Genomic DNA, 26,749 nt, shown 5'->3' on the forward strand with positions numbered 1-26,749 from the left:
CCGGTTCCGTATACGGAAACCATCCCCCGTCCGCGGCCGGGGGACCTCCGGAGGAGATCCATGTTTCTCAACCCTGTCCGTCACATCACCTTCGACGCCCTCGACCCCTACAAGGTCGCGGAGTTCTGGTCGGCCGTGACCGGTTACCCGATCCACCCGGACGACGTGGAGGGGGACGACGAGGTCCTGCTGGAACCGGGCCAGCCCGGGGTGCCGGGACTGCTGTTCATCCGGGTCCCGGACGCCAAGTCCGTCAAGAACCGCGTCCACCTGGACATCCAGCCGCCCGTCGGCACGCGCGACGAGACGGTCGAGCGGCTGATCGGCCTCGGTGCGCGGATCGTGGACGACCGGCGGGCCGAGGACGGGGTCATGGGCTGGGTGGTGCTCGCCGACCCGGAGGGCAACGAGTTGTGCGTCGAGCGCAGCGCGGCCGAACGCGACCTGGTCTGAGCCGAAGGGGCCGACGCCGAAGGGCCCGCCGCGCGCGTCCACCGGACGACGAAGGACCGCGCGGGCGCGGGCGCCGGCCGGCGTCAACAGCCGGTGGGGCTGGCGGCGGAGGCCACCACGGTCCAGGGCAGCGCGATCCACACGGTCTTGCCGCCGTCCTCGGTCGGTGCGACGGAGAGCCGTCCGCCCGCCTCGGCGGCCAGCCAGCGGATGATGACCATCCCCCGGCCGTTGTCCTGCTGGACGGCGGCCGGGAGCCGCCGCGGCCAGCGCGGGTGGCTGTCGGTCACCCCGACGCGCAGCCATTCGCCGCGCTCCAGCCGGACGTCGACGGTGAAGGTGGGCGACTGGCCGAAAGTGTGCTGTACAGAATTGGTCGCGAGTTCCGAGACGATCAGCCGGACGGTGTCGGCGGTCTCGGATTCCTCGGGCAGTCCCCATTCGCCGAGCACCTCGGCGACGTACCGGCGGGCAGTGGCGACCGAGGCCGGGTCGCTCGGCAGAGTTACGGATGCTTCCTGGTGATCTGCCATGGCGACGTCCCTTTCCCACCGGAGCGGAACCGCCCCGGATCTACGCTGAGCGCAAGAGTGCCACCCATCGTGCCGCCGTTTCTGCCGTTCCCCCAAGATATGCATATATCTGTCGCTCAATGCGGTGAACTCTGCTACGGAAGAGCGTATTTGGACGACAAACTGGTGCGAGCTGTGCCGGTGGAAGGAGAGCGGGTATGCAGCACGGTCCCGCGGTGCGCCGACGCAAGCTCGGCGAGGAACTGCGAGCGCTCCGCGACCGGTCCGGGCTCACCAGCGGTGAGGCGGCCCGGATCGTCGGGTGGCATCAGTCGAAAATCAGCCGCATCGAGACGGGCCGCAGTGGCGTGAAGACGGCGGACATCAGGCTGCTGCTCGACGCCTACGGCGATGTGGTGAGCGCCCAGCAGCGGGCGCTCCTGGAGGCCCTGGGCGCCTCGGCGGCCGGCCCCGGCCCGGGCGGGGACACCGTGCGCGGCCGCCAGTGGTGGCACGACTACCGGGGGCTGCTGCCGCAGGAGTACCGGGACTTCATCAGCCTGGAGGCCGGCGCCCGGGCGGCCCGGACCGTCGAACTCTCGGTGGTGCCGGGCCTGTTGCAGACCCCCGGTTACGCGCGTGCCGTGACCAGGGCAGCGCTGGGCGGGCTGCCGGAACCGAAGGTGGACGCGCTGGTCGACGTACGGCTGGCACGGCAGTCGGTGCTGCGGACGGACCCGCCGCTGCAGCTGAGCGCCGTACTGGACGAGGCCGTACTGCGGCGGCAGATCGGGGGGCCGGGGGTGATGGAGGAGCAGCTGCGGCATCTGGTGGAGGTGTCACGGCTGCCCCAAGTGCGCCTGCAGGTGCTGCCGTTCAGCGTGGGGGGCCATCTCGGCCTCACCGGACCGTTCGTAATTTTCTCATTTCCGAACATCGCCGATCTGGATGTGGTGGTCCTCGACCATTTGACGAGTAGCCTCTATCTGGAGCGGAAGGAAGACCTCGAGGCGTACAGCGCCGCGTTCCGCACCATCCAGGCGCACGCCCTCCCGCCCCAGGACTCGTCGGATCTCATCAGCTCTATCGCTGACGACGCGTAAGGAGGCACCCCCGTGTCCGCAACCCCCTTATCCACCAGCGGACTTCTGATCAGCGCGCGGTGGCGGCGGAGCAGCCGCAGCACCGGAATGAACAACTGCGTGGAAGCCGCCGTCCTCGGCGACGGTCTGCTCGCCGTCCGCGACTCCAAGCGGACGGACGGCCCGGCGGTGCTCTTCACCGGGCCGGCCTGGGACGGCTTCCTCGCTTCCGTACGGACACAGGTGCTCGCGTGACACGCCTGCCGTCCTAGCGGTCCGTGGCTCCGGCGGGTGCGGTACGCAGGATCACCGCGACGGCCCGGTCGATCTCGTCCCCCGTGAGATCCGCCCGGGCGGTCAGCCGCAGCCGGGAGATGCCGTCCGGCACGGACGGCGGCCGGAAGCACCCCACGGACAGTCCTGCCTCGCGGCAGTCGGCGGCCCAGCGCAGTGCCGCCGAAGCCGACGGGGCCCGTACCGACACCACGGCCGCGTCCGGCCGGGCCGCGGTCAGGCCGGACGCGGTGAGCCGCCCGTACAGCGCGGCTGCCACCTCGCGGGCCCGGTCCGCGCGTTCCGGCTCCCGCTGGAGCAGGCGCAGGCTCGCGAGGGCGGCGCCGGCGGCGGCCGGGGCCAGCCCGGTGTCGAAGATGAAGGTCCGGGCCGTGTTGATCAGGTGCCGGATCACCTTGGCCGGCCCGAGCACGGCGCCGCCCTGGCTGCCCAGGGACTTCGAGAGGGTCATCGTGGCGACCACCCCCGGCGCGCCCGCGAGCCCCACGGCGTGCAGTGCGCCACGGCCGCCCTCACCGAGGACGCCCAGCCCGTGGGCGTCGTCCACGACCAGCGCGGCACCCTCGGCGCGGCAGGCGGCCGCGTACTCCACGAGCGGAGCGGCGTCCCCGTCCACGGAGAAGACCGAATCGCTGACCAGCAGGGCGCGGCCCTCGTGCCCTGCGAGGGCCTTGCGCGCGATGTCCGGGTCGCCGTGCGGGGTGACGGCGATCTCCGCGCGGGAGAGCCGGCAGCCGTCGACGATCGACGCGTGGTTCCCGGCGTCGGAGACGACCAGGGTGCCCCGGCCGCTCAGCGCGGTGACCGCGGCCAGATTGGCGGCATAGCCGGACGAAAGCACCAATGCCGCCTCGAACCCGCAGAAGGCCGCCAGCTCCTGCTCGAGCTGGGCATGAAGCTCGGTCGTACCCGTCACAAGACGGGATCCAGTGGCGCCCGCGCCCCAGCGCTCGGCCGCCTCCCGGGCACCGCGGATGGTCTCGGGGTGCCGGGAGAGTCCGAGGTAGTCGTTGCTGGCGAGGTCCAGGAGCGGCGAGTCGGACGGCCGGGGCCGCAGCGTGCGCACCAGTCCTGCCTGCTCACGTGCCTGCTCCTCGCCATCGATCCAGGCGAAGACGTCCTCGGGTTCCGGAGTGTGCTCGGGCATCGGCGATCCTCGCGTTTTGTCGGCTGTCGACAGATCTGCTCGACCCTAGCTGCCGCCACTTGAGGGGCAGATGTGGCGATCCACACACTCCGTTCCGGCCATGTTGTCCGATCTCTCCTTGGCCGGGAGTGCCCGTGTGGTCCAGGATCGGCTTCATGGACCTGCTGAACACCCTGGTGGACAAGGGGCTGCGGCGCGAGCTGCCGACCCGCGAAGAAGCACTCGCCGTGCTGGCGACCTCTGACGACGATCTGCTCGACGTGGTGGCCGCGGCCGGCAAGGTACGCCGCCAGTGGTTCGGCCGCAGAGTGAAGCTCAATTACCTGGTCAACCTGAAATCGGGGCTCTGCCCGGAGGACTGCTCGTACTGTTCCCAGCGCCTCGGCTCGACGGCGGAGATCCTGAAGTACACGTGGCTGAAGCCGGAGGAGGCCTCCCAGGCCGCCGCGGCGGGCGTCGCGGGCGGTGCCAAGCGGGTCTGCCTGGTGGCGAGCGGCCGCGGTCCGACGGACCGTGACGTCGACCGGGTCGGCAAGACGATCGAGGCCATCAAGGAGCAGAACGAGGGCATCGAGGTCTGCGCCTGCCTGGGTCTGCTCTCGGACGGCCAGGCGGAGCGTCTGAGGGACGCGGGGGCGGATGCCTACAACCACAACCTCAACACCTCCGAGGCCACGTACGGGCAGATCACCAAGACCCACACGTACGCGGACCGCGTCGACACCGTGCAGAAGGCGCACGGCGCCGGTCTCTCCGCCTGCTCGGGTCTGATCGCGGGCATGGGCGAGACCGACGAGGACCTGGTCGACGTCGTCTTCTCGCTGCGCGAGCTGGACGCGGACTCGGTGCCGGTCAACTTCCTGATCCCCTTCGAGGGCACCCCGCTGGCCAAGGAGTGGAACCTCACCCCCCAGCGCTGCCTGCGGATCCTGGCGATGGCGCGGTTCGTCTGCCCCGACGTCGAGGTCCGGCTGGCCGGCGGGCGCGAGGTCCACCTGCGCTCGATGCAGCCGCTGGCCCTGCAGATCGTCAACTCGATCTTCCTCGGCGACTACCTCACCAGTGAGGGCCAGGCCGGTCAGGCCGACCTCGACATGATCGCGGACGCCGGTTTCGAGGTGGAGGGCGCCGGTACGCAGACCCTTCCCGCGCACCGCTCCGACGCGGCGGCCGAGCCCGTCGCGGCCGGGGGCTGCGGCTCGCACGGCGGCGGGGCCCCGGTCTGCGGTTCTTCGGCCGGCGCGGGCTCCGCGCAGGAGGCCGGTTGCGGTTCGGCGTGCGGCGGCTGCGCCGGGCACGCGGAGCCGGCGGCCGTCGCCGCGGCCGCTCGTCCGGAGGCCGCCCCGGCGCAGGCCGAGGCCGGCGAGGTCCGCCCGGAGCTGGTGGCGGTACGCCGACGCGGCGCGGGGACGGATGTCGCCCCCAATGCCTGATCAGCACCACCCGCACGACGTGCTGCCGGCCGCCGACCTGGTCGCGCTGGACCGGCAGCACGTCTGGCACCCGTACAGCCCCATGCCGGGGCGGCAGGACCCGCTGGTCGTCGCCTCGGCCTCGGGAATCCGGCTGAAGCTCGCCGCCCCCTCCCAGGGGCAGGAGGAGCTGGTCGACGGCATGTCCTCCTGGTGGTCGGCCATCCACGGCTACAACCACCCGGTGCTGAACGAGGCCGCGACCGCCCAGCTCGGCCGGATGTCGCACGTCATGTTCGGCGGCCTCACCCATGAGCCCGCCGTCCGGCTGGCGGCCAGGCTCGTCGAGATCACCCCGGCCGGCCTGGAGCACGTCTTCCTCGCCGACTCGGGATCGGTCGCCGTCGAGGTCGCCGTGAAGATGTGTCTCCAGTACTGGCGTTCCGTGGGCCGCCCCGGCAAGACCCGGCTGCTCACCTGGCGCGGCGGCTACCACGGGGACACCTGGCAGCCGATGGCCGTCTGCGACCCCGAGGGCGGCATGCACGAGCTGTGGTCGGGGGTGCTCCCGCGCCAGGTGTTCGCGGACGCCCCGCCCGTCGGCTTCGACGCACCCGTGGACCCCTCGTACGTGGCCCACCTGCGCTCCCTGATCTCGGCCCACGCGGACGAGCTGGCGGCCGTGATCGTGGAGCCCGTGGTCCAGGGCGCGGGCGGCATGCAGTTCCACAACCCGGCGTACCTGCGGGTGCTGCGGGAGCTGTGCGACGAGTACGGCGTCCTTCTCGTCCTGGACGAGATCGCCACGGGCTTCGGCCGCACGGGCGCGTTGTTCGCGGCGGAACACGCGCAGATCACCCCGGACGTGATGTGCCTGGGCAAGGCCCTGACCGGCGGCTACCTCACCCTCTCCGCGACGCTGTGCACGGAGCGGGTGGCCGACGGGATCTCGCAGGGTGAGGTGCCGGTGCTGGCCCACGGGCCGACCTTCATGGGCAACCCCCTGGCCACGGCGGTGGCGACGGCCTCGATCGACCTGCTGCTGGGTCAGGACTGGCAGCGGGAGATCAAGCGCCTGGAGGCCGGGCTGGTGGAAGGCCTGGCCCCGGCCGCGGCCCTCCCCGGGGTCCGGGACGTACGAGTCTTGGGCGCGATCGGCGTCGTCCAGCTCGACCATCCCGTGGACATCGCCGCCGCCACCCGGGCGGCGGTCCGGGAAGGGGTCTGGCTGCGGCCGTTCCGCGACCTGATCTACACGATGCCCCCGTTCGTCACGGGCGACGCCGACGTGGCCCGCATCTGCCGTGCGGTGTGCGCGGCGGCCCAGGAGGGCTGACATGACGATTCTGATGATCTCCGGCACCGGAACGGAGATCGGCAAGACGGTGACCACCGCGGCCATCGCCACGGCCGCGGTGGCCGCCGGCCGGTCGGTGGCGGTGCTCAAGCCCGCCCAGACGGGTGTCGGCCCGGACGAACCGGGTGACGCGGCGGAAGTCGTCCGGCTGGCCGGCCCCTCCGTATCGGCCGAGGAACTGGCCCGCTACCCGGAGCCCTTGGCCCCGGACACCGCGGCGCGCCGCGCGGGCCTGCCGCCGGTCTCCCCCGCCGCCGTCGCCGAGGCCGCGCGGCGCCTGGCCCGCACGCACGACCTGGTCCTGGTCGAGGGCGCCGGCGGCCTGCTGGTCCGCTTCGACGAGGAGGGCAACACCCTGGCCGACGCGGCCCGGCTCCTCGACGCCCCCGTGCTGATCGTCGCCCCGGCGGGACTCGGCACGCTGAACTCCACCACCCTCACCGCGGAGGCCCTCCGCGCCCGGTCGCTGACCCCGCTGGGCGTGGTCGTCGGCAGCTGGCCCGCCGACCCGGACCTGGCGTCGCGCTGCAACCTGGCCGACCTCCCGAAGTCGGCGCGGCTCCCGCTCCTGGGCGCCGTCCCGGAGGCCTCGGGCGCCCTGGCACCGGCCACCTTCCGTACGGCGGCCCCCAGTTGGCTGGCCCCGCCGCTCCACGGCACCTGGTCCCAGCCGGCGTTCCTCGACACCTGGCGCCCCTGACCCGACGCCCGCCCCGGCCGACCCACCCACGGCCGGGGCGAGCCGGTCCACCGGCCCGCACATCCTTCAGCCGCAGCAGCCCGAGCCCGCCCGAGCAGCCCGGGGCCGCTCCGATCACGGCGCTCACCGGCAGCGGCAGCCCCCGCCGGCACGATCCTGCGCGCGCCGGCCGCACCCGGCCCGCGCCGGCGCCTGAAGTGCACGGCCCTGGTGCAACCCCTCAGTGCCCGCCCTTCGGCTCCTGGCAGCCGCCCTCCGCGTACGGACCGTGCCCCTTCACCGTGGCGCCCCCGCCCACCAGCGACCCCGTCACACAAGGCCCGGCCTCCGGAATCCACAGGGCGAACCCGAGCGCGCCCCCGCTCCGGTACACCTCCCCGCCGGCAACGGGGTAGCCGAGCCCCTTCAGTACCCCGCCCAACTCCGCCTCGGTCTGCGGCAGGGCCTTCCCGGCCAGCGCCGCCTTGATCCGCGCGGCATGCGCATCGGCCCGGCAGGTGCTCTCGGGGGTCAGCCCGGCCTGCGCCTTGTAGCCGTGGTTCTCCGCGTACTTCCGCGCCTCGGGGTCGGTCGGCAGCTCGGCCGGAGTCCCGGCATCAGGGCCGGCCCCGGCGCCCGGACTGGCCGACGCCGCTCCCGCCTTGCCCGCGCACCGCGAGGCCACCTCCGGGAAGAGCCGGTCGTGCCGGGCCACCGGGGACTCCGCCGGGGCGGGCGAACCGGCGGCCGAACCGGCGGCGGCGGGCGAACCGCTCACGGCGCTCCCCGCCTTGGTCGTGCCACAGGCCGTCAGCGCCAGCAGCCCCGCCGCAAGCAGCACAACACCGGTCGGGATGGTACGGGACGTCACGGCTTCTCCAGTTTCGTTCAGCGGCAGCCCCCAACACCCAGGGCAAACAACCCGATTATCACCCCGCACCCCACACCCGGACCCTCTGCCGCCGCCCACGGCAACCGGCCCCCGAGGTGTCGGCCCGCACCGGGGAGCCGCCGCCCCCGCGCGGTTTCGCGGCACCCCAGGGCGGGGAACAGCCCCGCAGGGCACCCGCACCAGCCACCACCCACCCCCGGAGGCCCGCCATGCCCAAACCACCCCCCGACACCGTCCACCACCCCCACTTCGCCCGCTTCTACGCCCGGTTCAGCACGGCCGCCGAGACCCGCGCCGGCATCGGCCCGCTGCGGGACGAACTGCTGCACGGCGTGTCCGGCCGCGTCATCGAGATCGGCGCGGGCAACGGTCTGAACTTCGCGCACTACCCGCGCGCGGTCTCCGAGGTCGTCGCCGTCGAACCGGAGCGCACCCTCCGCCGGCTCGCGGCCGCCGCCGCGCTGCGCTCCGAGGTCCCGGTGGACCTGGTACCCGGCGTGGCCGAGGCGCTCCCGGTCAAGAGCGAGGCCTTCGACGTCGCCGTCGCCTCCCTGGTGCTGTGCACCGTACGGAGCCTCCCGCGCGCCCTCGCGGAGCTGCACCGAGTGCTGCGCCCCGACGCCGAGCTGCGGTTCTTCGAGCACGGCCTGGCCCCCGGCCCCGGTATGGCCGCCGTCCAGCGCGCGCTGGACCGCACCGTCTGGCCCCGGCTCTTCGGCGGCTGCCACACGGCACGCGATCCGCTCGCCGCGATCGAGGCGGCCGGCTTCCGGATCGTGTCGTACCGCAGTATCCGGCTGCCGGAGCGCGGCCCGGCGCTCCCCACCTCGTACTGCGTCATCGGTTCGGCCCGTCGGGTCGACTAGGTCGCTCAGGCCGGGCCCGCGGCGCCGTCGTCACCCGGTCAGCGGCTTGACCCAGCGGGTCCAGTGGTCCTCGGGGTGGTAGCCGGCGGCGTCCCACGCACCGTGCGCCTGCTCGTTGCGGTCCAGCACCATCGCGTCCGCGCGCCGCCCGCCCAGCTCCGCGAACCGCTCCTCGGCGGCGGCCAGCAGCGCCGAGCCGATCCCCTGCCTGCGCCGTCCGGGGTGCACGGCGAGCCGGTACAGGTGGCAGCGCCAGCCGTCGAACCCGGCGATGACCGTGCCGACCAGTTCGCCGTCCCTGCGGGCGAGGAGGAGCGCATGGGGGTCGCGGGCGTGCAGCCGCTCGACACCGGCGAGGTCGTCGCTGATGCTCGTACCCTCGGCAGCCGCCTTCCAGAAGTCGAGTACCGCCGCGAGGTCCGCCCTGGAGGCGGGTCCGATATGAAGATCACTCATGCGCCGGATCCCATCATCCGGCGATGTGGGCCAAAAGAACGATCGGAGCTCTTTGCCCGTCCTTTACTATGTGGGGAACGGTTTCCTCCTATCGAAAGGTGTGAGCGTCCGCCCATGGGCGAGCCTCCCAGTACCCGACATCGCGCGATACCCCTCCTCCTGGCTGATCATGGGACGGAGGTGACCGACCGATGACCGAAGTGCTCCTGCTCCTCGTGGCGCTGCTGCTCTGCCTTGTCTGCGGGGTCTTCGTCGCGGCCGAGTTCTCGCTGACCACCGTCGAGCGCAGCGAGCTCGAACGAGCCGTCGAGCGCGGTGAGCGCGGCGCCGACAGCGCCCTGGCCGCCGTCCGCAGCCTGACGTTCCAGCTCTCCGGCGCCCAGCTCGGCATCACCGTGACCGGTCTGGTCATCGGCATGATCTCCAAGCCCTCGATCGCCGCCCTGCTCAAGGGCCCGTTCGAAGCCATGGGACTGCCGTCCGGCGTCGCGTCCGGCACCGCTCTGGTCCTCGGCACCGTGTTGTCGACCGTCGTCCTGATGGTCGTCGGCGAGCTGGTGCCCAAGAACTGGGCGATCTCCTCCCCGCTGGCCATCGCCAAACGGGTGGCCACGCCCCAGCGGGTCTTCAGCAGGGCCTTCAAGCCGCTGATCAGCCACCTCAACACCACCGCGAACCACATGGTCCGCCGGTTCGGCATGGAGCCGGCCGAGGAGCTGGCCTCGGCCCGCACCCCGCAGGAGCTCGTGGCCCTGGCCCGGCACTCCGCGAAGGCGGGCGCGCTGGAGAAGGACACCGCCGAGCTGTTCGTGCGGACCCTGAACCTGGCCGACCTGACCGCGGAGAACGTCATGACCCCGCGCGTACAGGTCACCGCCCTCGACGTGCAGACCACCGCCGAGGACGTCGCGAACGCGACCCTGGCCACCGGCCTGTCGCGGTTCCCGGTCTACCGGGGCAGCCTCGACACGGTCGTCGGCACCGCCCACATCAAGGACGTACTGGCGCTGCCCGCCGAGGAACGGCACCGCCACCCGGTCGAGCGGCTGCTGCGCGAGCCGCTGCTGGTTCCCGAGTCGCTGACCGTGGACCGCCTGCTGGACCTGCTGTCCGGCAAGCAGACGATGGCCGTGGTGATCGACGAGTACGGCGGTACGGCGGGCGTGGTCACGCTGGAGGACATCGTCGAGGAGGTCGTGGGCGAGGTCCGCGACGAGCACGACCCGCACGAGACCTCGGACCTGGCCCCGGCCGGTACGGACCCCTCCGGCCGCGCCCTGTACTCCGCCGACGGCGCCGCCCGTACCGATCAGCTGCAACGGATCGGACTGAAGGTGCCGGACGGCCCGTACGAGACGCTGGCCGGTCTGATAGCGACCGAGCTGGGCCGGATCCCGACGGTCGGCGACAGCCTGGAGCTGGACGGCTGGCAACTGGACGTGGTGGACGCCAGCGGGCGGAGGGCCGCGCGGGTGCTGCTGCACGCACCGGCCGCGCGCGCTGACGACGGTACGGAGGAGGCCCGATGACCGCCGTCCAGTTGCTGATCGGCCTGGCGACCCTGGTCGTCAACGCCTTCTTCGTCGGCGCGGAGTTCGCGCTGATCTCGGTTCGGCGCAGCCAGATCGAGCCGTACGCCGAGCAGGGCGACCGGCGGGCCCGCGCCGTGCTGTGGGGCCTGGAGCACCTGTCGGCGCTGATGGCGGCGGCGCAGCTGGGCATCACGCTGTGCACCCTGGTGCTGGGTGTGGTGGCCGAGCCCGCCATCGCCCATCTGCTGACCCCGCTGTTCGACCTGGTGGGCGTTCCGTCCGGGCTGACGCACGCGATCTCCTTCGTGGTGGCGCTGGCGCTGGCGACGTACCTGCACATGCTGTTCGGCGAGATGGTGCCCAAGAACGTGGCGCTGTCCGAGCCGGTCCGCACCGCGCTGCTGCTGGGGCCGCCGCTGGTGACCCTGACCAAGGCGCTGAAGCCGGTGATCTTCGCGATCAACTCCTTCGCCAACGCCCTGCTGCGGCTGCTGCGGGTGGAGGTGAAGGACGGAGTCGCGGCGAGCTTCTCGGACGACGAGCTGGCCCGCATGGTCAAGGACTCCAGTGACGCCGGGCTCATCGACGGCCGTGCCCGCGAACGGCTCCACGACGCCCTGGAGCTGGGGCGCAGGCCCGTCCTGGATGTGGCGCTGCCGATGAACCGGGTGGTCACGGCCCGGGCGGGCATCACGCCGGCCGGGCTGGAACGCCTGTCGGCCGAGTCCGGCTACTCCCGCTTCCCGGTGATCGACGCGCAGCACAAGATCCTCGGCTACCTGCACGTCAAGGACGCCCTGGACGCGCTGGAGCGGGACGAGCCGTTCCCGGTGTCCGAGCTGCGTCCGATCGCCACGGTGCGGGCGACGACCCCGCTGGACGACGTACTGACCGCCATGCGGCGCAGCCGTACGCACCTGGCGGCGGTGCTCGGCCCGGACGGCGCCATGACGGGCCTGGTCACGATGGAGGACGTACTGCGCGAGCTGTTCGGCAGGCGCGCGGCCACCTAGCAGCCCCGGGTTCCGCCGCGTCCCGGTCCCCCGCCTCCCGTACGGTCCCCAGCCGTGCGGAGGCGGGGTACTGCGCGGTAGCATCGCTCCGCCATGGAGATGAATGCCTCTTACACCAGTTTCGTCGCGGTCGGTGACTCCTTCACCGAGGGCATGTCCGACCTGCTCCCGGACGGCTCCTACCGGGGCTGGGCCGATCTGCTCGCCGCCCGCCTCGCCGCGCGCGAGCCCGGCTTCCGCTACGCGAACCTCGCGGTCCGCGGCAAGCTGATCGGACAGATCGCCGGGGAGCAGGCCCCGGTGGCGGCCGCGATGGGCGCCGACGTGGTGGCGCTGGTGGGCGGGCTGAACGACACGCTGCGGCCCAAGGTGGACATGGGCCGGGTGCGTGGGCACCTGGAGGAGGCCGTGGGCCTGCTGGCCCCCACCTGCAAGACGCTGGTGCTGATGCGCTCGCCGGGTCGCAACGGGCCGGTGATGGAACGCTTCCGCCCCCGCATGGAGGAGCTCTTCGCCATCCTCGAAGAGCTCGCCGGGCGGCACGGCGCGCTGCTGGTGGACCTGTACGGGGCTCCCGCGCTCGGGGATCCCCGCATGTGGGACGTCGACCGGCTGCACCTGACGGCCGAGGGCCACCGCCGGGTGGCGGAGGCCGTCTGGCAGGGCCTGGGCCTGCCGCCGGAGGACGACTGGCGGGCCGAGCTGGCGCCCGCGGCCCCACCCAGCTGGCCGGTACGCCGGACCGAGGACCTGCGCTTCGCCCGGCAGCACCTGCTCCCCTGGATAGGACGCCGTCTGACGGGCCGCTCCTCGGGCGACAACCGGGCGGCCAAGCGGGGGGAACTGCTGCCGTACGAGATCTCGGCGGCGGAACGGCTCTCGTAGCCGCCGCGGCTCTCGTAGCAAGCCACAATCGAAACCGTGTCCCCTACCTGCGTAAACGCACAGCGGCGGCCCAAGTAGAATCCCTACACGTGACAGCCAAGCCCCGCATCCCCAATGTCCTGGCCGGCCGCTACGCCTCCGCGGAGCTCGCCGTCCTGTGGTCCCCCGAGTACAAGGTGACGCTGGAGCGGCGGCTGTGGCTCGCCGTGCTGCGCGCCCAGAAGGACCTCGGTATCGAGGTTCCGGACGCCGCCCTCGCCGACTACGAGCGCGTCCTCGAGACCGTCGACCTCGCCTCCATCGCGGAGCGCGAGAAGGTCACCCGGCACGACGTGAAGGCCCGGATCGAGGAGTTCAACGACCTCGCCGGTCACGAGCACGTCCACAAGGGCATGACCTCCCGCGACCTCACCGAGAACGTCGAGCAGCTCCAGATCCGGCTCTCCCTGGAACTGGCCCGGGACCGCACGGTCGCCGTCCTGGCCCGTCTCGGAAAGCTGGCCGGCGAGCACGCCGAGCTGGTCATGGCCGGCCGCTCCCACAACGTCGCCGCGCAGGCGACCACGCTGGGCAAGCGCTTCGCCACCGCGGCCGACGAGCTGCTGGTCGCCTACGACCGCCTCGAGAACCTCCTCGAGCGCTACCCGCTGCGCGGGATCAAGGGCCCGGTCGGCACCGCCCAGGACATGCTGGACCTGCTCGGCGGTGACACCGCGAAGCTCGCCGACCTGGAGCAGCGCATCGCCGCCCACCTCGGCTTCGCCCAGGCCTTCACCTCGGTCGGCCAGGTCTACCCGCGCTCGCTCGACTACGACGTGGTCACCGCCCTGGTGCAGCTGGCCGCGGCCCCGTCGTCGATCGCCAAGACCATCCGCCTGATGGCCGGCCACGAGCTGGTCACCGAGGGCTTCAAGCCCGGGCAGGTCGGCTCGTCCGCGATGCCGCACAAGATGAACACCCGCTCCTGCGAGCGTGTGAACGGCCTGATGGTCATCCTGCGCGGCTACGCCTCGATGACCGGCGAGCTGGCGGGCGACCAGTGGAACGAGGGCGACGTCTCCTGCTCCGTGGTCCGCCGCGTGGCCCTGCCCGACGCGTTCTTCGCCTTCGACGGCCTGCTGGAGACCTTCCTGACGGTCCTCGACGAGTTCGGCGCCTTCCCGGCCGTCGTGGCCCGCGAGCTGGACCGCTACCTGCCCTTCCTGGCCACCACCAAGGTCCTGATGGGCGCCGTGCGCGCCGGGGTCGGCCGCGAGGCCGCCCACGAGGTCATCAAGGAGCACGCGGTGGCCTCCGCCCTCGCCATGCGCGAGCAGGGCGCCGAGCGCAACGAGCTGCTGGACAAGCTGGCCGCCGACGAGCGGATGCCGCTGGACCGGGCCCAGCTCGACGCCCTGATGGCCGACAAGCTGTCCTTCACCGGCGCCGCAGGCGACCAGGTCGCGACGGTGGTCTCCCGTATCGAGGCCATCGCCAAGCAGCACCCCGAGGCCGCCGGGTACGCGCCGGGGTCGATCCTCTGACCCCCGACGAGCTGGCCGCCGCCCGTGACCGCGTCCTCCCGGACGTGGTCGCGGGCGGTCTGCGCGTGCTCTTCTGCGGAATCAACCCGGGTCTTCTCTCGGCCGCCACGGGCCACCACTTCGCCCGCCCCGGCAACCGCTTCTGGCCGGTCCTGCACCTGTCCGGGTTCACCCCGCGCCGGCTGGCCCCCGCCGAGCAGGAAGAGCTGCTGACCTACCGGCTCGGCATCACCAACGTCGTGGCCCGTGCCACTGCCCGCGCCGACGAACTCAGCGCCGAGGAGTACCGCGAGGGCGGCCGCATCCTCACGGCCAAGGTCGAACTCCTGCGTCCCCAGTGGCTGGCCGTGGTCGGAGTGACCGCCTACCGCACCGCCTTCGACGAGCGGAAGGCCCAGATCGGCCCCCAGGACCGCACCATAGGCACCACTCGCGTCTGGGCCCTGCCCAACCCGAGCGGCCTCAACGCCCACTGGACCGCCGAGACCATGGCCCAGGAGTACGCCCGCCTCCGCGCGGCCGCCGAGGCCTCCGACCAGGGCTAGGCCGCTGCCGCCCGTCCTGCCCGGCCCGGCAGGACGCTGCCTAGGGCGGGTCTGTCACCGTGACCCCCGCCGTCAGCCGGTAGGGATGCTCCGTGTCTCCCTGCGCCACGCAGACCACCAGCCAGTGTTCCTCGTCGCGCCACAGGTGCACATGGTCGGTGCTGTTGCTCAGGTGGTCCCATGGCTCCGGTATCTCCTCCCCGTCGAATCCCCGGCTCAGCAGCGACGCCAGGCTGAAGACCTGCGGGTCCCCCCACCGATCGGTCAGGGCCTGGACGAGCGCCCCGTACTCGGCGCTGATCTGGTCTTCCGCTTCGCTCCGGGCCGATCCGTCGTCCTCCCAGAAGTCCCGGGTCTCGCCGAGCACTACCAGGTGGTAGCCGGGGCCGCTGAAGTGACTGCCCGACCAGACCGGCTCGGCGGGGAACCCCTGGGCCCGGAGCCGGTCGATCGTGTCGAGATGCTCTGCGGTGGTCATGCCGTCAGTATCCGGGGGACCACTGACAACTGGCCCGGCGTCACGCGGCCCGTCGGCGCACCGCGTACCAGCCCGCGCCCAGGGCCACGAGCGACCACAGGGCGGCCACTGCGAGCCCGCTCCAGGGACCGAGAGACCCCTGGGCCTCCATCCGCATGACCATCTGCCCGGCCCGGTCGGGCATGAACTGCCCCGCTCCGCCCGCGACCTGGCCGACCACGAAGGGCAGGATCAACAGGAAGGGTATGAGCAGGCTCATCACCAGGGTTCCGCTGCGCACCAGAGCGGTCAGACCGGCCGACAGCAGGGCGATGAGCATCAGATAGACCCCACTGCCGAAGACGGCCCGCAGCACGCCCGGGTCGCTCAGGCTTAGGGCGTACTCCCCCCTGAAGGCCTGCCCGGTGACAAAGGTGACGACACCGGTGACCTGACCGGTCAGGAAGGCGAGCCCGGCGACCATGGCCACCTTGGAGAGATACAGCCGGGTGCGGTTGGGCACGGCGGTGAGCGAGACGCGCAGGGCCCCGTCACGGAACTCTCCGGCGAAGGCGGTGGCCCCGAAGGCGATCGCGGCTATCTGCCCGAAATTGATGCCGAAGAAGGCCCCGAACAGACGGTCCTCCCCCATCGCGCCCTCTTCGGCCGTGCCTATCGCGGCAGCGGTGAGGACCGTGATGCCGAAGGTGGCGAGGAAGACGGCTATCAGGGAGCCGAGGGCCGCACGGGCGGACCGTATTTTGATCCACTCCGAGCGCAGAACTGGGACGGTGGGCAGGGCGGCCGCGGTCATGACGGAAACTCCGATCGAGTCGGTGGACGTAGGTCGGGGATGAAGGAAGCGGGTGCGGGAGACGGATGCAGCAAGCGGTCGGGGATCAGGCGGCGGTGGCCGTGAACTGGGCGCGGTCGGCGGTGAGATCGAGGTAGGCCTGCTCCAGGGAGGCCCGCTCGTCGGAGAGCTCGAGCAGCGGAACCCCCTCGCGGGCGGCGAGGGCGCCGATCTCCTCGGCGCGTATGCCGTCGACGGTCCAGCGCCCGTTCTCGGCGGCGACCAGCTCGAACCCTTCACCTGCCAGTGCCGCTCGCAGCCGCTCGGGATCGGAGGTCCGCAGCCGCACCCTGGGCTTGCTGCGGGAGTCGATGAACTCCTCCATCGAGGTGTCGGCCAGCAGCCTTCCCCGGCCGAGCACGACCAGGTGGTCGACGAACGAGGCCGTCTCGGCCATCAGGTGGCTGGACACCAGAACCGTGCGTCCCTCTGCGGCGAGGCTCCGCATCAGCTCGCGGACCCAGATGATCCCCTCCGGGTCGAGGCCGTTGGTGGGCTCGTCCAGGAGCAGCACCCCGGGATCGCCCAGCAGCGCGGCGGCTATGCCGAGACGCTGACGCATACCGAGCGAGAACGTCTTGACCCGGCGCCGGGCCACCGAGGCGATCCCCGACTGCTCGAGCACGGTGTCCACCCGACTCGCCGCGATGCCGTTGCTGGCGGCGAGCACGAGGAGGTGGTCCCGAGCGGTGCGGCCGCCGTGGGCAGCCTGTGGATCGAGCAGGGCGCCCACCTGGTGCAGGGGGTCCTGAAGGTCGGTGAACCGGCTCCCGCCGATGGTGGCGGTGCCGGCCGTCGGCCGGTCGAGCCCGAGGAGCAGGCGCATCGTCGTGGACTTCCCTGCGCCGTTGGGTCCCAGGAAACCGGTGACCCTGCCGGGCAGGACGTCGAAGGTGAGGTGGTCCACGACCCGTGTGGTGCCGTAGTCCTTGGTCAGTTCGCGGATCTCGATGCGGTTCATGCCTCAAGATTCGCCGTCGGCCGCACCCCCCGGCCTCCCCCATGCGAGGGTGCCGTCTCCCCCACGTGGGGGAGACGGCACCAGCCCCCGCCCTGTCACGATGAGCGCATGTACCGACTGCTCAGGGCACCGCTCCAGGCGGTGACCTACTCCCGCTGGCTACACCTGTGCGTACCGCTGCTCCTGCTGGCCATCTGGATGTTCATCAACCCCCGGTGGCCCTGGATGCCGTTGCTGATCGTCATACCCTTCGGCTTCGTGCCGTGGGTGCGGCTGGCCGAGGGCCTTCAGGCGCAGTTCCTGCTGACCCCGCATGACCGGGACTCCGCGAGCAGCGGCATCGCCACGGCTCCGTCGGCGCGGTGGGCCGACCGGTGGCGGACCCTGCTCTGGCTGGAGATACGGCTGGTCGTCGCCGGCGCAGCGATGTTCGCGACGGTCTGGCTGCCGGTGATTACGGTCGAGCTGATCGCGATCGCCCTCGGGCAGCAGCTGGATCCCGCTCCGGCGGTGCCGTTCACCCCCTCGCGGTGGGCGGCCGCGCTCCTCGCGCCGCTGCCCCTGGTCGTACTCGTCGTCATCGTGGTCCTACTGGGCGAGATGATCACTGTGATCGCCCGGCGGCTGCTGGGGCCTTCGGCTTCCGAACGGCTCTCCGCGCTGGAGGCCCGCACCGAACAGCTGCTGGAGCGGGCCCGCATCGCGCGGGAGCTGCACGACTCGATCGGGCACGCGCTGACCGTGGCGGTCGTACAGGCGGGGGCGGCCCGGGCCGCCGGGGATCCGGAGTTCACCGACCGGGCGCTGAACGCCATCGAGGAGACGGGGCGGGCCGCGCTGGAGGATCTGGAACGGGTGCTGCGGGTGCTGCGGGAGTCCTCGCAACCGCCGTCGCAGCGGCCGACGCTGGTGGAGGCGGACCGTCTGCTGGAGTCGGCCCGTTCCTCCGGCGCCGAGGTGGACGCGCAACTGACGGGCCCACTGGAGAAGTTGCCGGGACCCGTCACCCGGGAGGGGTACCGGATTCTCCAGGAGGCGCTGACGAATGTGCTGCGGCACTGCGGTCCCGTACACGTGCGGGTACGGATCGCGATGGCCGCCGACCGGCTGGAGCTGGAGGTGACGAATCCGCTGCCGGAACGGCCTGCTGTCATGGCCGGCGGCGGAAGTGGGCTGCGCGGGATGCGGGAGCGGGCCGCGCTGCTCGGCGGAGAGGCCGAGACCGGACCGTACAGGGGCACTTGGAGGGTACGCGCGCGGCTTCCGCTGGAACGAATACGCTGACCGGATGCCGGTTACCGTACTGCTCGTCGACGACGAACCCCTGGTGCGCGCGGGTCTGCGCGCCGTCCTGGAGGCCCAGCCCGACATCGAGGTCGTGGGCGAGGCCGCCGACGGCGCCTCCGTGGTCCCGCTCGTCCGCCGGCTGCGGCCGGACGTGGTGGCCATGGACGTGCGGATGCCGCTGCTCGACGGGATCGAGGCGACCCGGGCGGTGCTGCGGTCCGTGGACTCCCCGCCGAAGATCCTCGTGGTCACGACGTTCGAGAACGACGAGTACGTCTACCAGGCGCTGCGGGCAGGAGCGGACGGCTTCCTGCTCAAGCGGGCCCGGCCGTCGGAGATCGTGCACGCGGTGCGGCTGGTCGCGGAGGGCGAGACGCTGCTCTTCCCCGCTGCCGTGCGGGCGCTGGCGGCGGAGTACGGCAACCACAAGGCCCGGGCGGTGCTGGAGCGGGCGGCTCTGACCGAGCGCGAGGAGGCGGTGCTGCGGCTGATGGCCCGGGGGCTGACCAATGTGGAGATCGCGTCGGAGCTGATCGTGGGCACGGAAACGGTGAAGTCCCATGTGAGCGCGATCCTGGGGAAGCTGGGCGCCCGGGACCGGACTCAGGCGGTGATCACCGCGTACGAGTCCGGATTCGTCGCGCCGGCCTGAGGGGGAGGGGCTGGTTTCGGCCGATGGGGGGCCGCTTCTCGCCGTTGCGGCGGGTGCGCAGTACGATCCGGCTGACAGGGCCGCTAGCTGGGAGGACACACGTTGGGGCAGCTGACCGGCGGGGACCCCTCTCTGCTCCGGAGGATCAATTCGGCCGTGGTGCTGCGGGCCCTGCGCGCGGCCGAATCGCCGACCCTCACCGACCTCACGCGGCTCACCGGGCTCTCCCGGCCGACCGTCGAGGGCGTGGTGGAGGGGCTGATCGGCACGGGGCTGGTGGTCGAAGCCGACGCGGAGGAAGGCGCGCGGCGGCAGGGCCGGCCCGCCAGGAGGTTCCGTTTCCGTGCCGAGGCGGGGCATCTGCTGGGTATCGAGATCGGCTCGCACCGGGTGGCCGTACTGCTGTCGGGCCTCGACGGGCGGGTGATCGGCGCCGGAACCAAGGACGTCGCCGAGACCGCGTCCGCCGACGAGCGGCTGGAACGGGTCCGGGCTGCGGTGGCCGATCTGCTCCGGCGGGCCTGTGTGCCGCGCGATTCCCTGCGGGCCGTCGGCGTGGGCAGCCCCGGAATCGTGGAGGCGGACGGCACCGTCCGTCTGGGAACGGCCCTGCCGGGCTGGACCGGACTCCCGCTCGGCGAGCGGCTGCGGCGTTCGTTCCGCTGCCCGGTGCAGGTGGAGAACGATGCCAATGCGGCCGCGGTCGCCGAGCACTGGAAGGGCGCGGCGCGGGACACGGACGACATGGTGTTCGTGATGGCGGGCCTGAGTCCGGGCGCGGGTTCGCTGATCGGCGGCCGGCTGCACCGGGGCTACGGCGGGGCGGCGGGCGAGATCGGCGCGCTGCATCTGCTGGGCCGCGAGGTCACGCCGGAGAGACTGCTGTCGACCACGGGTGAACCGCTGCACCCGCTGGACGAACCGGCCGTGGCCGAGGTTTTCGCGATGGCCAAACGGGGGGACGCCCGGGCGGTGGCCGCCGTGGAGCGCTTCCTCCAGCGGCTGGTGCACGACGTGGCGGCGCTGGTCCTGGCGATGGATCCGGAGCTGGTGGTGGTCGGTGGCTGGGCGGCCGGCCTGGACGGGGTCCTGGAGCCGTTGCGCCGGGAGCTGGAGCGGTACTGCCTGCGGCCGCCGCGGGTGGAACTGTCGCTCCTCGGCGAGGCCGCGGTGGCCACCGGGGCGCTGCGGCTCGCCCTGGACCACGTCGAGGAGGAGCTCTTCGCCGTGGAAAAGACGGCGACGGCCCGCCGGCGCTGACGCCACCGACGCCGCGCCCGTCCCGGGCCACCCGGCCATGGGCCGTCGGGGCGTCGGACCTTCGGGTCGCCGGGCCACCGGGCCGCCAGGCCTTCGGGGCATCGGGGCATCGGGGCATCGGGGCATCGGGGCACGGGACCACCGGGCCACCAGGGCGTCGGGGGACGGGACCACCAGGGCGTCGGGGCGTCGGGGCACGGGGCCACCGGACCACGGGACCACCAGGCCACCAGGGCACGGGGCCACCGGACCACGGGACCACCAGGCCACCGGGGCGTCAGGGCACGGGGCCACCGGGGCGTCGGGGCCACCACGGCGTCGGGCCACCGGGGCGTCGAGGCCACCGGGCCACCGGGGCGTCCGGCCACGGCACGTCGGGACGTCGGGCCGCCGGGCCACCGGGGCGTCCGGCCACGGCACGTCGGGGCGTCGGGCCACCGGGGCGTCGGGCCACCGGTCCACCGGGCCGCCGGGCCGGGGCGCCAGGCCTTCGGGCCGCCGCGCCGGGGGCGACACCGGTGCGGGCCGTGCGGGCAGGCGACCCGCGGAGCGGGCTGCTCCCGGGTTCTACCATTGCCCGCGTTCGTGCTCGGCGAGTTCTTCACGTGTGCCGTCGAACGCCGGGCCGCAGTTGGACGGCAGTTGCTCGACGACCATCGCCACCGCCGCCCGTGCCGTGTCAGCCCGTCCGATCTTCTGTGTCCGGGAGGGGCCCTCGACGTAGTACGACCCGGTGTGGTGCGGGCCGGCCGCCGATGGGCCGATGTAGGGCACGTCCCATGTCCAAGCGCGCGTACAGCGGCTGAAATGCAGCTCCCACATTCCGATCCAGGGGAAGAGCTGCCGTAGACGCGGCTCGGCGTAGGCCGCCGCAACCAGCTCCGCGCTCACATCGTCGGAACCGAGTAGCTCCTGCCACGCCGCTTCCACGGTGTCTGCGCCCGGGGCGTTCGTCGTCATGTTCGGAATTCTCCACGGCTGCCCCGTCGAGCGGCTCGTTCGGCACCGCAGCCTGCCGGCGGCTCCCGGTGCAGCACCGCAGGCCGGTCACCGCAGGCGCCGGGCACGGCAACCCGTAGCGCGGCAGGGCGGTCGCGACCACCGGGCGGGAAGTGGCCACGGCCCGACGCAGGGCGTCGGGCCGTGGCCGTAGGTGCGGGTGTCCGGACCCCCGCCGGGTCAGGAAGCGGCGCGGGTTTCGGTGATCTCGACGCCCGAGTCACCGAAGGTCAGGCGGCAGGTGTCGGCGCGGTACGTGGCCACCGAGACGGCGGCGGTCCCCGTGGCGGTGAAGTAGCGGGTGGTCACCACGAGCACCGGGGCGCCGGGCAGCCGGTCGAGCTCCTTGGCGTCGTCGGCGCGGGCGGAGCCGAGCTCCACGGAGCGGTCCTGCCCGTCGAGCGCGAGCCGCTGGAGCTCCCGCAGGACGGCGCGGGCACGGGCGGGCCCGGCCGGGGCGTCGATGCCGGAGAGCCCGGGCACGGACCGGGCCGGGACGTACAGCAGCTCGGCGGCGACGGCCTGGCCATGGGTGACCCGGGTCCGGCGCACGGTGTGCACGGGCTGGTCGGCGGCGAACCCCGGGCCGAGGAGCGCCAGGACCGCGGCCGGCGGCACCGCCTCGGCCGCGTCCACGGCCTCCCAGCCGTCGTTGGTCTCGCCGGGCCAGCTGTGGCCGGTGTTGCCCACGGCCACGCCCACCCGCGGCGGGGCGACGGTGGTGCCGACTCCGCGGCGGCGCTGCAGGCGGCCTTCGAGTTCCAGCTGCTCCAGGGCCTGCCGCAGGGTGGCGCGGGCGACTCCGAAGCGGGCGGCGAGCTCGCGCTCGTTCGGCAGGATCTCGCCGACGGCGAAGTCCCGGTCAAGTGCCTCGCTGAGCACGGTCTTGAGGTGCCAGTACTTCGGCTCCGGCACCGATTCGAGCTGCGTGGTCCCCACCCTGACTCCTCCTGCAAATCGATGCAATCGCCGTGTTCCAGCGGCAGTTCCGCACCGCAGTTCCGCGCCTTTGTTTATTAAAGGTTCCTGCACTATCCCTGCGACGATAGGACGGCACAACACCTTGGTCAAGACCAATCCTCATCGCTTTGCCGGGCAGATCGGGCATATGTAGCAACCCGTTCACGGGATGTTCTTGCTCCGCGGCGGGCCGAAAGTCCGACCGGCCCCGGGTGGAGGCTTGCCGTCGGGTGCTACTGAGCGGTAGTCATTACTGACAGCCTGTCTCACACGCGTCCACCCGACGAGGAGCAGCATGACCGCCACGGTCTCGTTCACGATCGATTCGCCGCTGGGCCCACGCACCGCCACCGTCGCCTACGAGCGCAAGGGCGCCGGCGAACCGCTTCTCCTGCTGCACGGCATCGGCCACCACCTCCAGGCCTGGCACCCGGTGACCGACATCCTGGCCGCCGAGCACGATGTCATCGCCGTCGACCTGCCGGGCTTCGGCGCCTCCGCGCCCCTGCCCGAGGGGGTGCCGTACGACCTGGCCACCGTGGCCCCGGCCCTCGGCTCGCTCTGCGCCGCGCTCGGCGTCGAGCGCCCGCACGTGGCGGGGAACTCGCTCGGCGGGCTGCTCGCGCTCGAGATGGGGCGCGGCAACCTGGTCCGGTCGGTGACCGCCCTCTCCCCCGCCGGCTTCTGGACGGACGGCGAGCGCCGGTACGCCTTCGCCGCCCTCCGCTCGATGCGCGTCGGTGCCAGGGCGCTGCCGCGCCCCGCCCTGGAGCGGCTCTCGCGCACCGGCCCCGGCCGGGCCGCGCTGACCAGCACCATCTACGCCCGACCGGCCCGACGCTCCCCGGAGGCGGTGGTCGCCGAGACCCTCGCCCTGCGCGATGCCGGAGGTTTCGAGCAGACCCTGGCGGCAGGCGGCTCGGTACGCTTCACCGACGACGTCCCGGGGCTGCCGGTCACCATCGCCTGGGGCACCCGGGACCGGCTGCTCCTGCGCCGCCAGGGCGTACGCGCCAAGCAGGCCATCCCGGCCGCGCGGCTGGTCCGGCTCCCGGGCTGCGGGCACGTCCCGATGAACGACGACCCCGCACTCGTCGCGCGGGTCATCCTCGACACCGCGCGCGCGACCGCGGGCGAAGCCCCCACCACGGCGAGCACGGCAGACCGAGCCGGAGCCGACACCGGAGCCGCAGCCGGAGTCGGAGCCGGAGCCGACACCGCAGCCGCAGCCGCAGCCGCAGCCGACACCGGAGCCTGAAGCAACTCGCACCACGACGGCAGCCGCTGACGGCTGTTCATCCACGGTTCGCGTGGGCGACGCGGCCGGGCCGGTGTGCGGCGGCACACTGGTCCGGCCCGCCCCCGCCGGCCCATGGAGACACACCGATGGCACCCACCCCCCGCACCCGCCGGTCCCTGCTCGGCGGTTCGCTCGCCGTCCCGGTGGGCATCGCCCTCTCCGGCGCCCTCGCGGCGCCGGCCTTCGCCACCGCGAACCGGGCTCCCGCCCTCGCCCTCTCCGGCCGCCCGAACGCCCTCTGGGGCACCCAGTCCGGCGAGATCACCGCCCACTCGGCCACCGTCTGGGCCCGCTCCGACCGCCCCGCGCGGATGTACGTCGAGACCTCCCCGAGCGAGTCGTTCCGCTACGGCGTGCGCCGCCACGGCGGCCCCTTCCTCGGGCCCGGAACCGACTTCACCGGTACCACCACCCTGCGCGACCTGCCGCCCGGCCGACAGGTCCACTACCGGGTCGTCCTCGCCGACCCCGCGGACCCCCGCCGCACCGGTGAGCCGCTTCACGGCACCTTCCGCACCACCCCCGTGTCCCGCCGCCACGACGTCCGCTTCCTGTGGACCGGGGACCTCGCGGGACAGGGCTGGGGCATCAACCCGGACATCGGCGGCTACCGGGTGTTCGAGGAGATGCGGCTGCGCGACCCCGACTTCTTCCTCTTCAGCGGCGACACCATCTACGCCGACGGGCCGATCCAGGCCACCGTGCCCCGGCCCGACGGCAGCGTGTGGCGCAACGTCACCACCGAGGAGAAGGCGAAGGTCGCCGAGACGCTCGCCGAGTTCCGCGGGAACTTCCGCTACAACCTGCTCGATCGCAACCTGCGCGACTTCAACGCCCAGGTCCCGGTCCTCGCCCAGTGGGACGACCACGAGGTGCGCAACAACTGGTACCCGGGCCAGCAGATCGACGATCCCCGCTACACCGTCAAGGACGCCGACACCCTCGCCGCCCGGGCCCGGCAGGCCTTCGGCGAGTACTTCCCGGTCACCGACCTGCGCGGCGGCCGCGCCGAGGGCCGGATGTACCGGGTCATGCGGTACGGCCCGCTGCTCGACGTCTTCGTCCTCGACATGCGCACCTACCGCAACGCGAACTCCCCCGGCACCCAGGCCGAGGACCCGATCGGCATCCTCGGCCCCGAGCAGCTGGGCTGGCTCAAGCGCGAGCTGTCGCGCTCGCGCGCCACCTGGAAGGTGATCGCCTCCGACATGCCGCTGGGCATCGTCGTCGCCGACGGGGCCACCGATTTCGAGGCCGTCGCGCAGGGCGACCCCGGAGCCCCGCTCGGCCGCGAGCTCCAGATCGCGGAACTCCTGCGCCACATCAAGCACCAGCGCATCACCGGCACCATCTGGCTCACCGCCGACGTGCACTACACGGCCGCCAACCACTACGCGCCCGAGCGGGCCGCCTTCGCCGACTTCGCTCCGTTCTGGGAGTTCGTCTCCGGTCCGATCGGCGCGGGCGGTTTCCCGGCCGGGCGGCTCGACGCCACCTTCGGCGCGCGGACCGCGTACGTCCAGTCGGCTCCGGTCGCCAACATGTCCCCGGCCGAGAACCCCCCGTACTACGGCGAGGTCGACATCAACGGCGACAGCGGGGAGCTCACCGTAAGCTTGCGACGGCAGGGAGGAGGCGTGCTCTTCACGAAATCCCTCCAGCCGGGACGAGTGGGCCAGCCGTGACCACATCGGAAACATCGCCCGAAAACATAAGAAACAAGCCAGACCGGCCAGATCGACACTTAACCAGTCGGTCACAGATCGTTCGTGATCACGCAACACCCCTGCGCCACAGTGGTGTGCATGACTGACCGTAATCCTGCCTCCGCCCAGCGTCCCCACCGCCACCACTGGCGCCGTGACGTCGTCGAACTCGCCGCCCTCTTCTGCGCCGTCGCGGTCGCCGACGGCATCGCCAATCTCGTCGTGCACGGCCCCAGGGGCCCGGTCCTGCTGGTGGCCTCGGCCGTCGCACTGCTGGTCACGGCGGCCTTCCACACCTGGTGGGCACGCCGCCACAGCCATGCGCCGCCGCCGGAGAGCACAGCGCCCTCGGATCCGGCCGCGGCCGCCACCGCCGCTGACGGATCCGCCGGGTCCCCGGCCGACCCGACCGCCGCCGCCGCGCTGTGGCGGGTACGGACGACCGTGCGTGACGAGCCCGGCAGCCTGGCCTCGCTCTGCTCCGCGCTCGCCCGTAACGGCGTGGACATCCTGACCCTGCAGACCCACCCCCTCCCCGAGGGCGGCACGGTCGACGAGTTCCTGCTGCGCGCTCCCCAGCAGCTGCCCTCCGCCGAGTTGACCCGGGCCATCGCCGGGGCCGGCGGCCACAGCACCTGGATCGAGCGCGCCGACGCCCACGACCTGGTGGACACCCCGACCCGGGTCCTCGGCCTCGCCACCCGCACCGCCCTGGACGCCGCCGAACTGCCGCTGGCCCTGCGCCAGCTGCTCGGCCGCTGCACCATCCACTCGATCCCCGCCACCACCCTCTCCGGCCGCCCCAACGCGGGCGCCGACGCCCCGGTCGAGGGGGTCCTGGAGGCCACGGTGATGCGGCTGCGCGATCCCTCGGGCGGCGCGATCACCGTGGAGCGCCCGTACCTGCCCTTCACCCCGACCGAGTTCGCCCGCGCCCGGGCCCTCGTCGAGCTCGACGCCCGTCTCGGGCCCCGCGTCCCGCGCAGCCAGGACGTGCTGACCCTGCCCGAGGGCAACGAGATCACCGTGCGGCGCGCGGACGGCTCCGACCTGGCGGACGCCCGCGCCATGCACGACCGCTGCTCCGATCGCACCCTCTCGCTGCGCTACCACGGCCCGGTCGCCGACGCCGACCGCTACCTCGGCCACCTGCTCAGCCCCCGCTTCGGCCGCACCATCGCCGCCACCACCGCCTCGGGCAAGCTCGTCGCCCTGGGCCACCTGCTGTGGGACGGCGACGAGACCGAGGTCGCGCTGCTCATCGAGGACGACTGGCAGCGCAGGGGCGTCGGCTCCGAGCTGCTGCGCCGCCTGCTCGCGATGGCCGTCGAGGCCGGCTGCGACAGCGTGTACGCCGTCACCCAGGCCTCCAACACCGGCATGGTCGCGGCCATGCGCGGCCTCGGCCTGCCCCTCGACTACCAGATCGAGGAGGGCACCTTGGTGATCACGGCCCGGCTGGACGCGACCCCGGCCAGCTCGCGCCCGCCGTACGAACTCCCGCGCGAGCAGCCCTCGTACGAGAAGCAGCGCCGCCAGGGCTGACGGCCGGGCGGGCAGGGCCCCGGTTCGCGTCCGGAGGGGTCGCCCGCAGCCGGCGGGCGGCCCCCCTCGGCCCGAGGGGCTCCGCGCACGTCAGCAGGCCGAGAGCGAACGGTGATGACGG

General features: G+C 72.8%; 26 protein-coding genes and 1 pseudogene. 18 read left to right on the top strand and 9 right to left on the bottom strand.

Features of this window, described 5'->3' with window-relative positions; all coding sequences use genetic code 11:
• Positions 1-60 precede the first annotated feature (60 nt).
• The gene (locus ACZ4TG_RS32160; protein WP_468169696.1) at positions 61-453 is read left to right on the top strand and encodes a VOC family protein; all 393 of its coding nucleotides are present in this window, start codon (positions 61-63) and stop codon (positions 451-453) included.
• 83 nt (positions 454-536) lie between these two features.
• On the opposite strand, the gene ACZ4TG_RS32165 is transcribed toward ACZ4TG_RS32160, so the two are convergent.
• A complete protein-coding gene (locus tag ACZ4TG_RS32165; RefSeq protein WP_468169699.1) occupies positions 537-986 on the bottom strand; it encodes an ATP-binding protein in 450 nt (149 codons plus the stop codon).
• Between the two features lie 197 nt (positions 987-1,183).
• Between ACZ4TG_RS32165 and ACZ4TG_RS32170 the strand changes: the two genes are divergently transcribed.
• The gene (locus tag ACZ4TG_RS32170; protein ID WP_468169701.1) at positions 1,184-2,068 is read left to right on the top strand and encodes a helix-turn-helix domain-containing protein; all 885 of its coding nucleotides are present in this window, start codon (positions 1,184-1,186) and stop codon (positions 2,066-2,068) included.
• Between the two features lie 12 nt (positions 2,069-2,080).
• A complete protein-coding gene (locus tag ACZ4TG_RS32175; protein WP_468169704.1) occupies positions 2,081-2,302 on the top strand; it encodes a DUF397 domain-containing protein in 222 nt (73 codons plus the stop codon).
• Positions 2,303-2,315: 13 nt separating this feature from the next.
• Here ACZ4TG_RS32175 and ACZ4TG_RS32180 read toward each other — a convergent pair whose 3' ends face one another.
• Entirely contained in the window at positions 2,316-3,488 is a 1,173-nt protein-coding gene (locus ACZ4TG_RS32180) for an 8-amino-7-oxononanoate synthase (protein WP_468169706.1), read from the bottom strand.
• Between the two features lie 155 nt (positions 3,489-3,643).
• On the opposite strand from ACZ4TG_RS32180, the gene bioB reads away from it, so the two are divergent.
• From bioB to bioD, 3 genes are read left to right on the top strand one after another with little or no spacing between them, the layout of a single operon-like run.
• Complete coding sequence (gene bioB / locus ACZ4TG_RS32185) at positions 3,644-4,921, top strand: biotin synthase BioB (protein WP_468169708.1); 1,278 nt, start codon at positions 3,644-3,646, stop codon at positions 4,919-4,921.
• Complete coding sequence (locus ACZ4TG_RS32190) at positions 4,914-6,236, top strand: adenosylmethionine--8-amino-7-oxononanoate transaminase (RefSeq protein ID WP_468169711.1); 1,323 nt, start codon at positions 4,914-4,916, stop codon at positions 6,234-6,236. The genes bioB and ACZ4TG_RS32190 overlap by 8 nt, the downstream gene beginning before the upstream one ends.
• 1 nt (position 6,237) lies before the next feature.
• Positions 6,238-6,957: a dethiobiotin synthase gene (bioD, locus tag ACZ4TG_RS32195; RefSeq protein WP_468169713.1), complete on the top strand. Its 720-nt coding sequence runs from the start codon at positions 6,238-6,240 to the stop codon at positions 6,955-6,957.
• A gap of 220 nt (positions 6,958-7,177) precedes the next feature.
• On the opposite strand, the gene ACZ4TG_RS32200 is transcribed toward bioD, so the two are convergent.
• On the bottom strand, positions 7,178-7,807 hold the full coding sequence (locus ACZ4TG_RS32200) for a hypothetical protein (RefSeq protein ID WP_468169716.1): 630 nt from the start codon (positions 7,805-7,807) through the stop codon (positions 7,178-7,180).
• A gap of 230 nt (positions 7,808-8,037) precedes the next feature.
• Here ACZ4TG_RS32200 and ACZ4TG_RS32205 point away from each other — a divergent pair, with 230 nt between their 5' ends.
• Positions 8,038-8,694: a class I SAM-dependent methyltransferase gene (locus ACZ4TG_RS32205; protein WP_468169719.1), complete on the top strand. Its 657-nt coding sequence runs from the start codon at positions 8,038-8,040 to the stop codon at positions 8,692-8,694.
• Positions 8,695-8,724: 30 nt separating this feature from the next.
• Here the strand turns inward: ACZ4TG_RS32205 and ACZ4TG_RS32210 are convergent, their stop codons facing one another.
• Positions 8,725-9,150: a GNAT family N-acetyltransferase gene (locus ACZ4TG_RS32210; protein ID WP_468169722.1), complete on the bottom strand. Its 426-nt coding sequence runs from the start codon at positions 9,148-9,150 to the stop codon at positions 8,725-8,727.
• Positions 9,151-9,341: 191 nt separating this feature from the next.
• Here ACZ4TG_RS32210 and ACZ4TG_RS32215 point away from each other — a divergent pair, with 191 nt between their 5' ends.
• From ACZ4TG_RS32215 to mug, 5 genes are all read left to right on the top strand, one after another.
• The gene (locus ACZ4TG_RS32215) at positions 9,342-10,679 is read left to right on the top strand and encodes a hemolysin family protein (RefSeq protein WP_468169725.1); all 1,338 of its coding nucleotides are present in this window, start codon (positions 9,342-9,344) and stop codon (positions 10,677-10,679) included.
• Positions 10,676-11,695 (top strand): hemolysin family protein, encoded by a 1,020-nt coding sequence (locus ACZ4TG_RS32220; protein ID WP_468169728.1) that lies wholly within the window; start codon positions 10,676-10,678, stop codon positions 11,693-11,695. The genes ACZ4TG_RS32215 and ACZ4TG_RS32220 overlap by 4 nt, the downstream gene beginning before the upstream one ends.
• Before the next feature lie 93 nt (positions 11,696-11,788).
• Positions 11,789-12,580 (top strand): SGNH/GDSL hydrolase family protein, encoded by a 792-nt coding sequence (locus ACZ4TG_RS32225; protein WP_468169731.1) that lies wholly within the window; start codon positions 11,789-11,791, stop codon positions 12,578-12,580.
• A gap of 89 nt (positions 12,581-12,669) precedes the next feature.
• The gene (purB, locus tag ACZ4TG_RS32230; protein WP_468169734.1) at positions 12,670-14,103 is read left to right on the top strand and encodes an adenylosuccinate lyase; all 1,434 of its coding nucleotides are present in this window, start codon (positions 12,670-12,672) and stop codon (positions 14,101-14,103) included.
• Entirely contained in the window at positions 14,100-14,648 is a 549-nt protein-coding gene (gene mug, locus ACZ4TG_RS32235) for a G/U mismatch-specific DNA glycosylase (protein WP_468169944.1), read from the top strand. The genes purB and mug overlap by 4 nt, the downstream gene beginning before the upstream one ends.
• A 40-nt stretch (positions 14,649-14,688) precedes the next feature.
• On the opposite strand, the gene ACZ4TG_RS32240 is transcribed toward mug, so the two are convergent.
• From ACZ4TG_RS32240 to ACZ4TG_RS32250, 3 genes are all read right to left on the bottom strand, one after another.
• The gene (locus ACZ4TG_RS32240) at positions 14,689-15,126 is read right to left on the bottom strand and encodes a hypothetical protein (RefSeq protein WP_468169737.1); all 438 of its coding nucleotides are present in this window, start codon (positions 15,124-15,126) and stop codon (positions 14,689-14,691) included.
• Between the two features lie 40 nt (positions 15,127-15,166).
• Positions 15,167-15,919: an ABC transporter permease gene (locus ACZ4TG_RS32245; RefSeq protein WP_468169740.1), complete on the bottom strand. Its 753-nt coding sequence runs from the start codon at positions 15,917-15,919 to the stop codon at positions 15,167-15,169.
• A gap of 85 nt (positions 15,920-16,004) precedes the next feature.
• Complete coding sequence (locus ACZ4TG_RS32250; protein ID WP_468169743.1) at positions 16,005-16,919, bottom strand: ATP-binding cassette domain-containing protein; 915 nt, start codon at positions 16,917-16,919, stop codon at positions 16,005-16,007.
• A 108-nt stretch (positions 16,920-17,027) separates the two neighbouring features.
• Here ACZ4TG_RS32250 and ACZ4TG_RS32255 point away from each other — a divergent pair, with 108 nt between their 5' ends.
• The 3 genes from ACZ4TG_RS32255 (at position 17,028) to ACZ4TG_RS32265 (ending at position 20,118) form a co-directional block, all read left to right on the top strand.
• Complete coding sequence (locus ACZ4TG_RS32255; RefSeq protein ID WP_468169746.1) at positions 17,028-18,203, top strand: sensor histidine kinase; 1,176 nt, start codon at positions 17,028-17,030, stop codon at positions 18,201-18,203.
• A 4-nt stretch (positions 18,204-18,207) separates the two neighbouring features.
• Positions 18,208-18,858: a response regulator transcription factor gene (locus ACZ4TG_RS32260; RefSeq protein ID WP_468169749.1), complete on the top strand. Its 651-nt coding sequence runs from the start codon at positions 18,208-18,210 to the stop codon at positions 18,856-18,858.
• Between the two features lie 102 nt (positions 18,859-18,960).
• A complete protein-coding gene (locus ACZ4TG_RS32265; protein WP_468169752.1) occupies positions 18,961-20,118 on the top strand; it encodes an ROK family transcriptional regulator in 1,158 nt (385 codons plus the stop codon).
• A gap of 567 nt (positions 20,119-20,685) precedes the next feature.
• On the opposite strand, the gene ACZ4TG_RS32270 is transcribed toward ACZ4TG_RS32265, so the two are convergent.
• A complete protein-coding gene (locus ACZ4TG_RS32270; RefSeq protein WP_468169755.1) occupies positions 20,686-21,078 on the bottom strand; it encodes a DUF6193 family natural product biosynthesis protein in 393 nt (130 codons plus the stop codon).
• 219 nt (positions 21,079-21,297) lie between these two features.
• Positions 21,298-22,056, bottom strand: coding sequence for a GntR family transcriptional regulator (locus ACZ4TG_RS32275; protein ID WP_468169758.1), 759 nt, complete (start codon positions 22,054-22,056; stop codon positions 21,298-21,300).
• A 316-nt stretch (positions 22,057-22,372) separates the two neighbouring features.
• Between ACZ4TG_RS32275 and ACZ4TG_RS32280 the strand changes: the two are divergent.
• From ACZ4TG_RS32280 to ACZ4TG_RS32290, 3 genes and pseudogenes are all read left to right on the top strand, one after another.
• A pseudogene (locus tag ACZ4TG_RS32280) lies at positions 22,373-23,200 on the top strand (alpha/beta fold hydrolase); the annotation flags it as partial.
• A 263-nt stretch (positions 23,201-23,463) separates the two neighbouring features.
• Complete coding sequence (locus tag ACZ4TG_RS32285; protein ID WP_468169761.1) at positions 23,464-25,062, top strand: alkaline phosphatase D family protein; 1,599 nt, start codon at positions 23,464-23,466, stop codon at positions 25,060-25,062.
• Between the two features lie 120 nt (positions 25,063-25,182).
• Positions 25,183-26,628 (top strand): GNAT family N-acetyltransferase, encoded by a 1,446-nt coding sequence (locus tag ACZ4TG_RS32290; RefSeq protein ID WP_468169764.1) that lies wholly within the window; start codon positions 25,183-25,185, stop codon positions 26,626-26,628.
• The last annotated feature ends 121 nt before the right edge of the window (positions 26,629-26,749 follow it).

Source organism: Streptomyces sp. NPDC028314 (assembly GCF_055565795.1).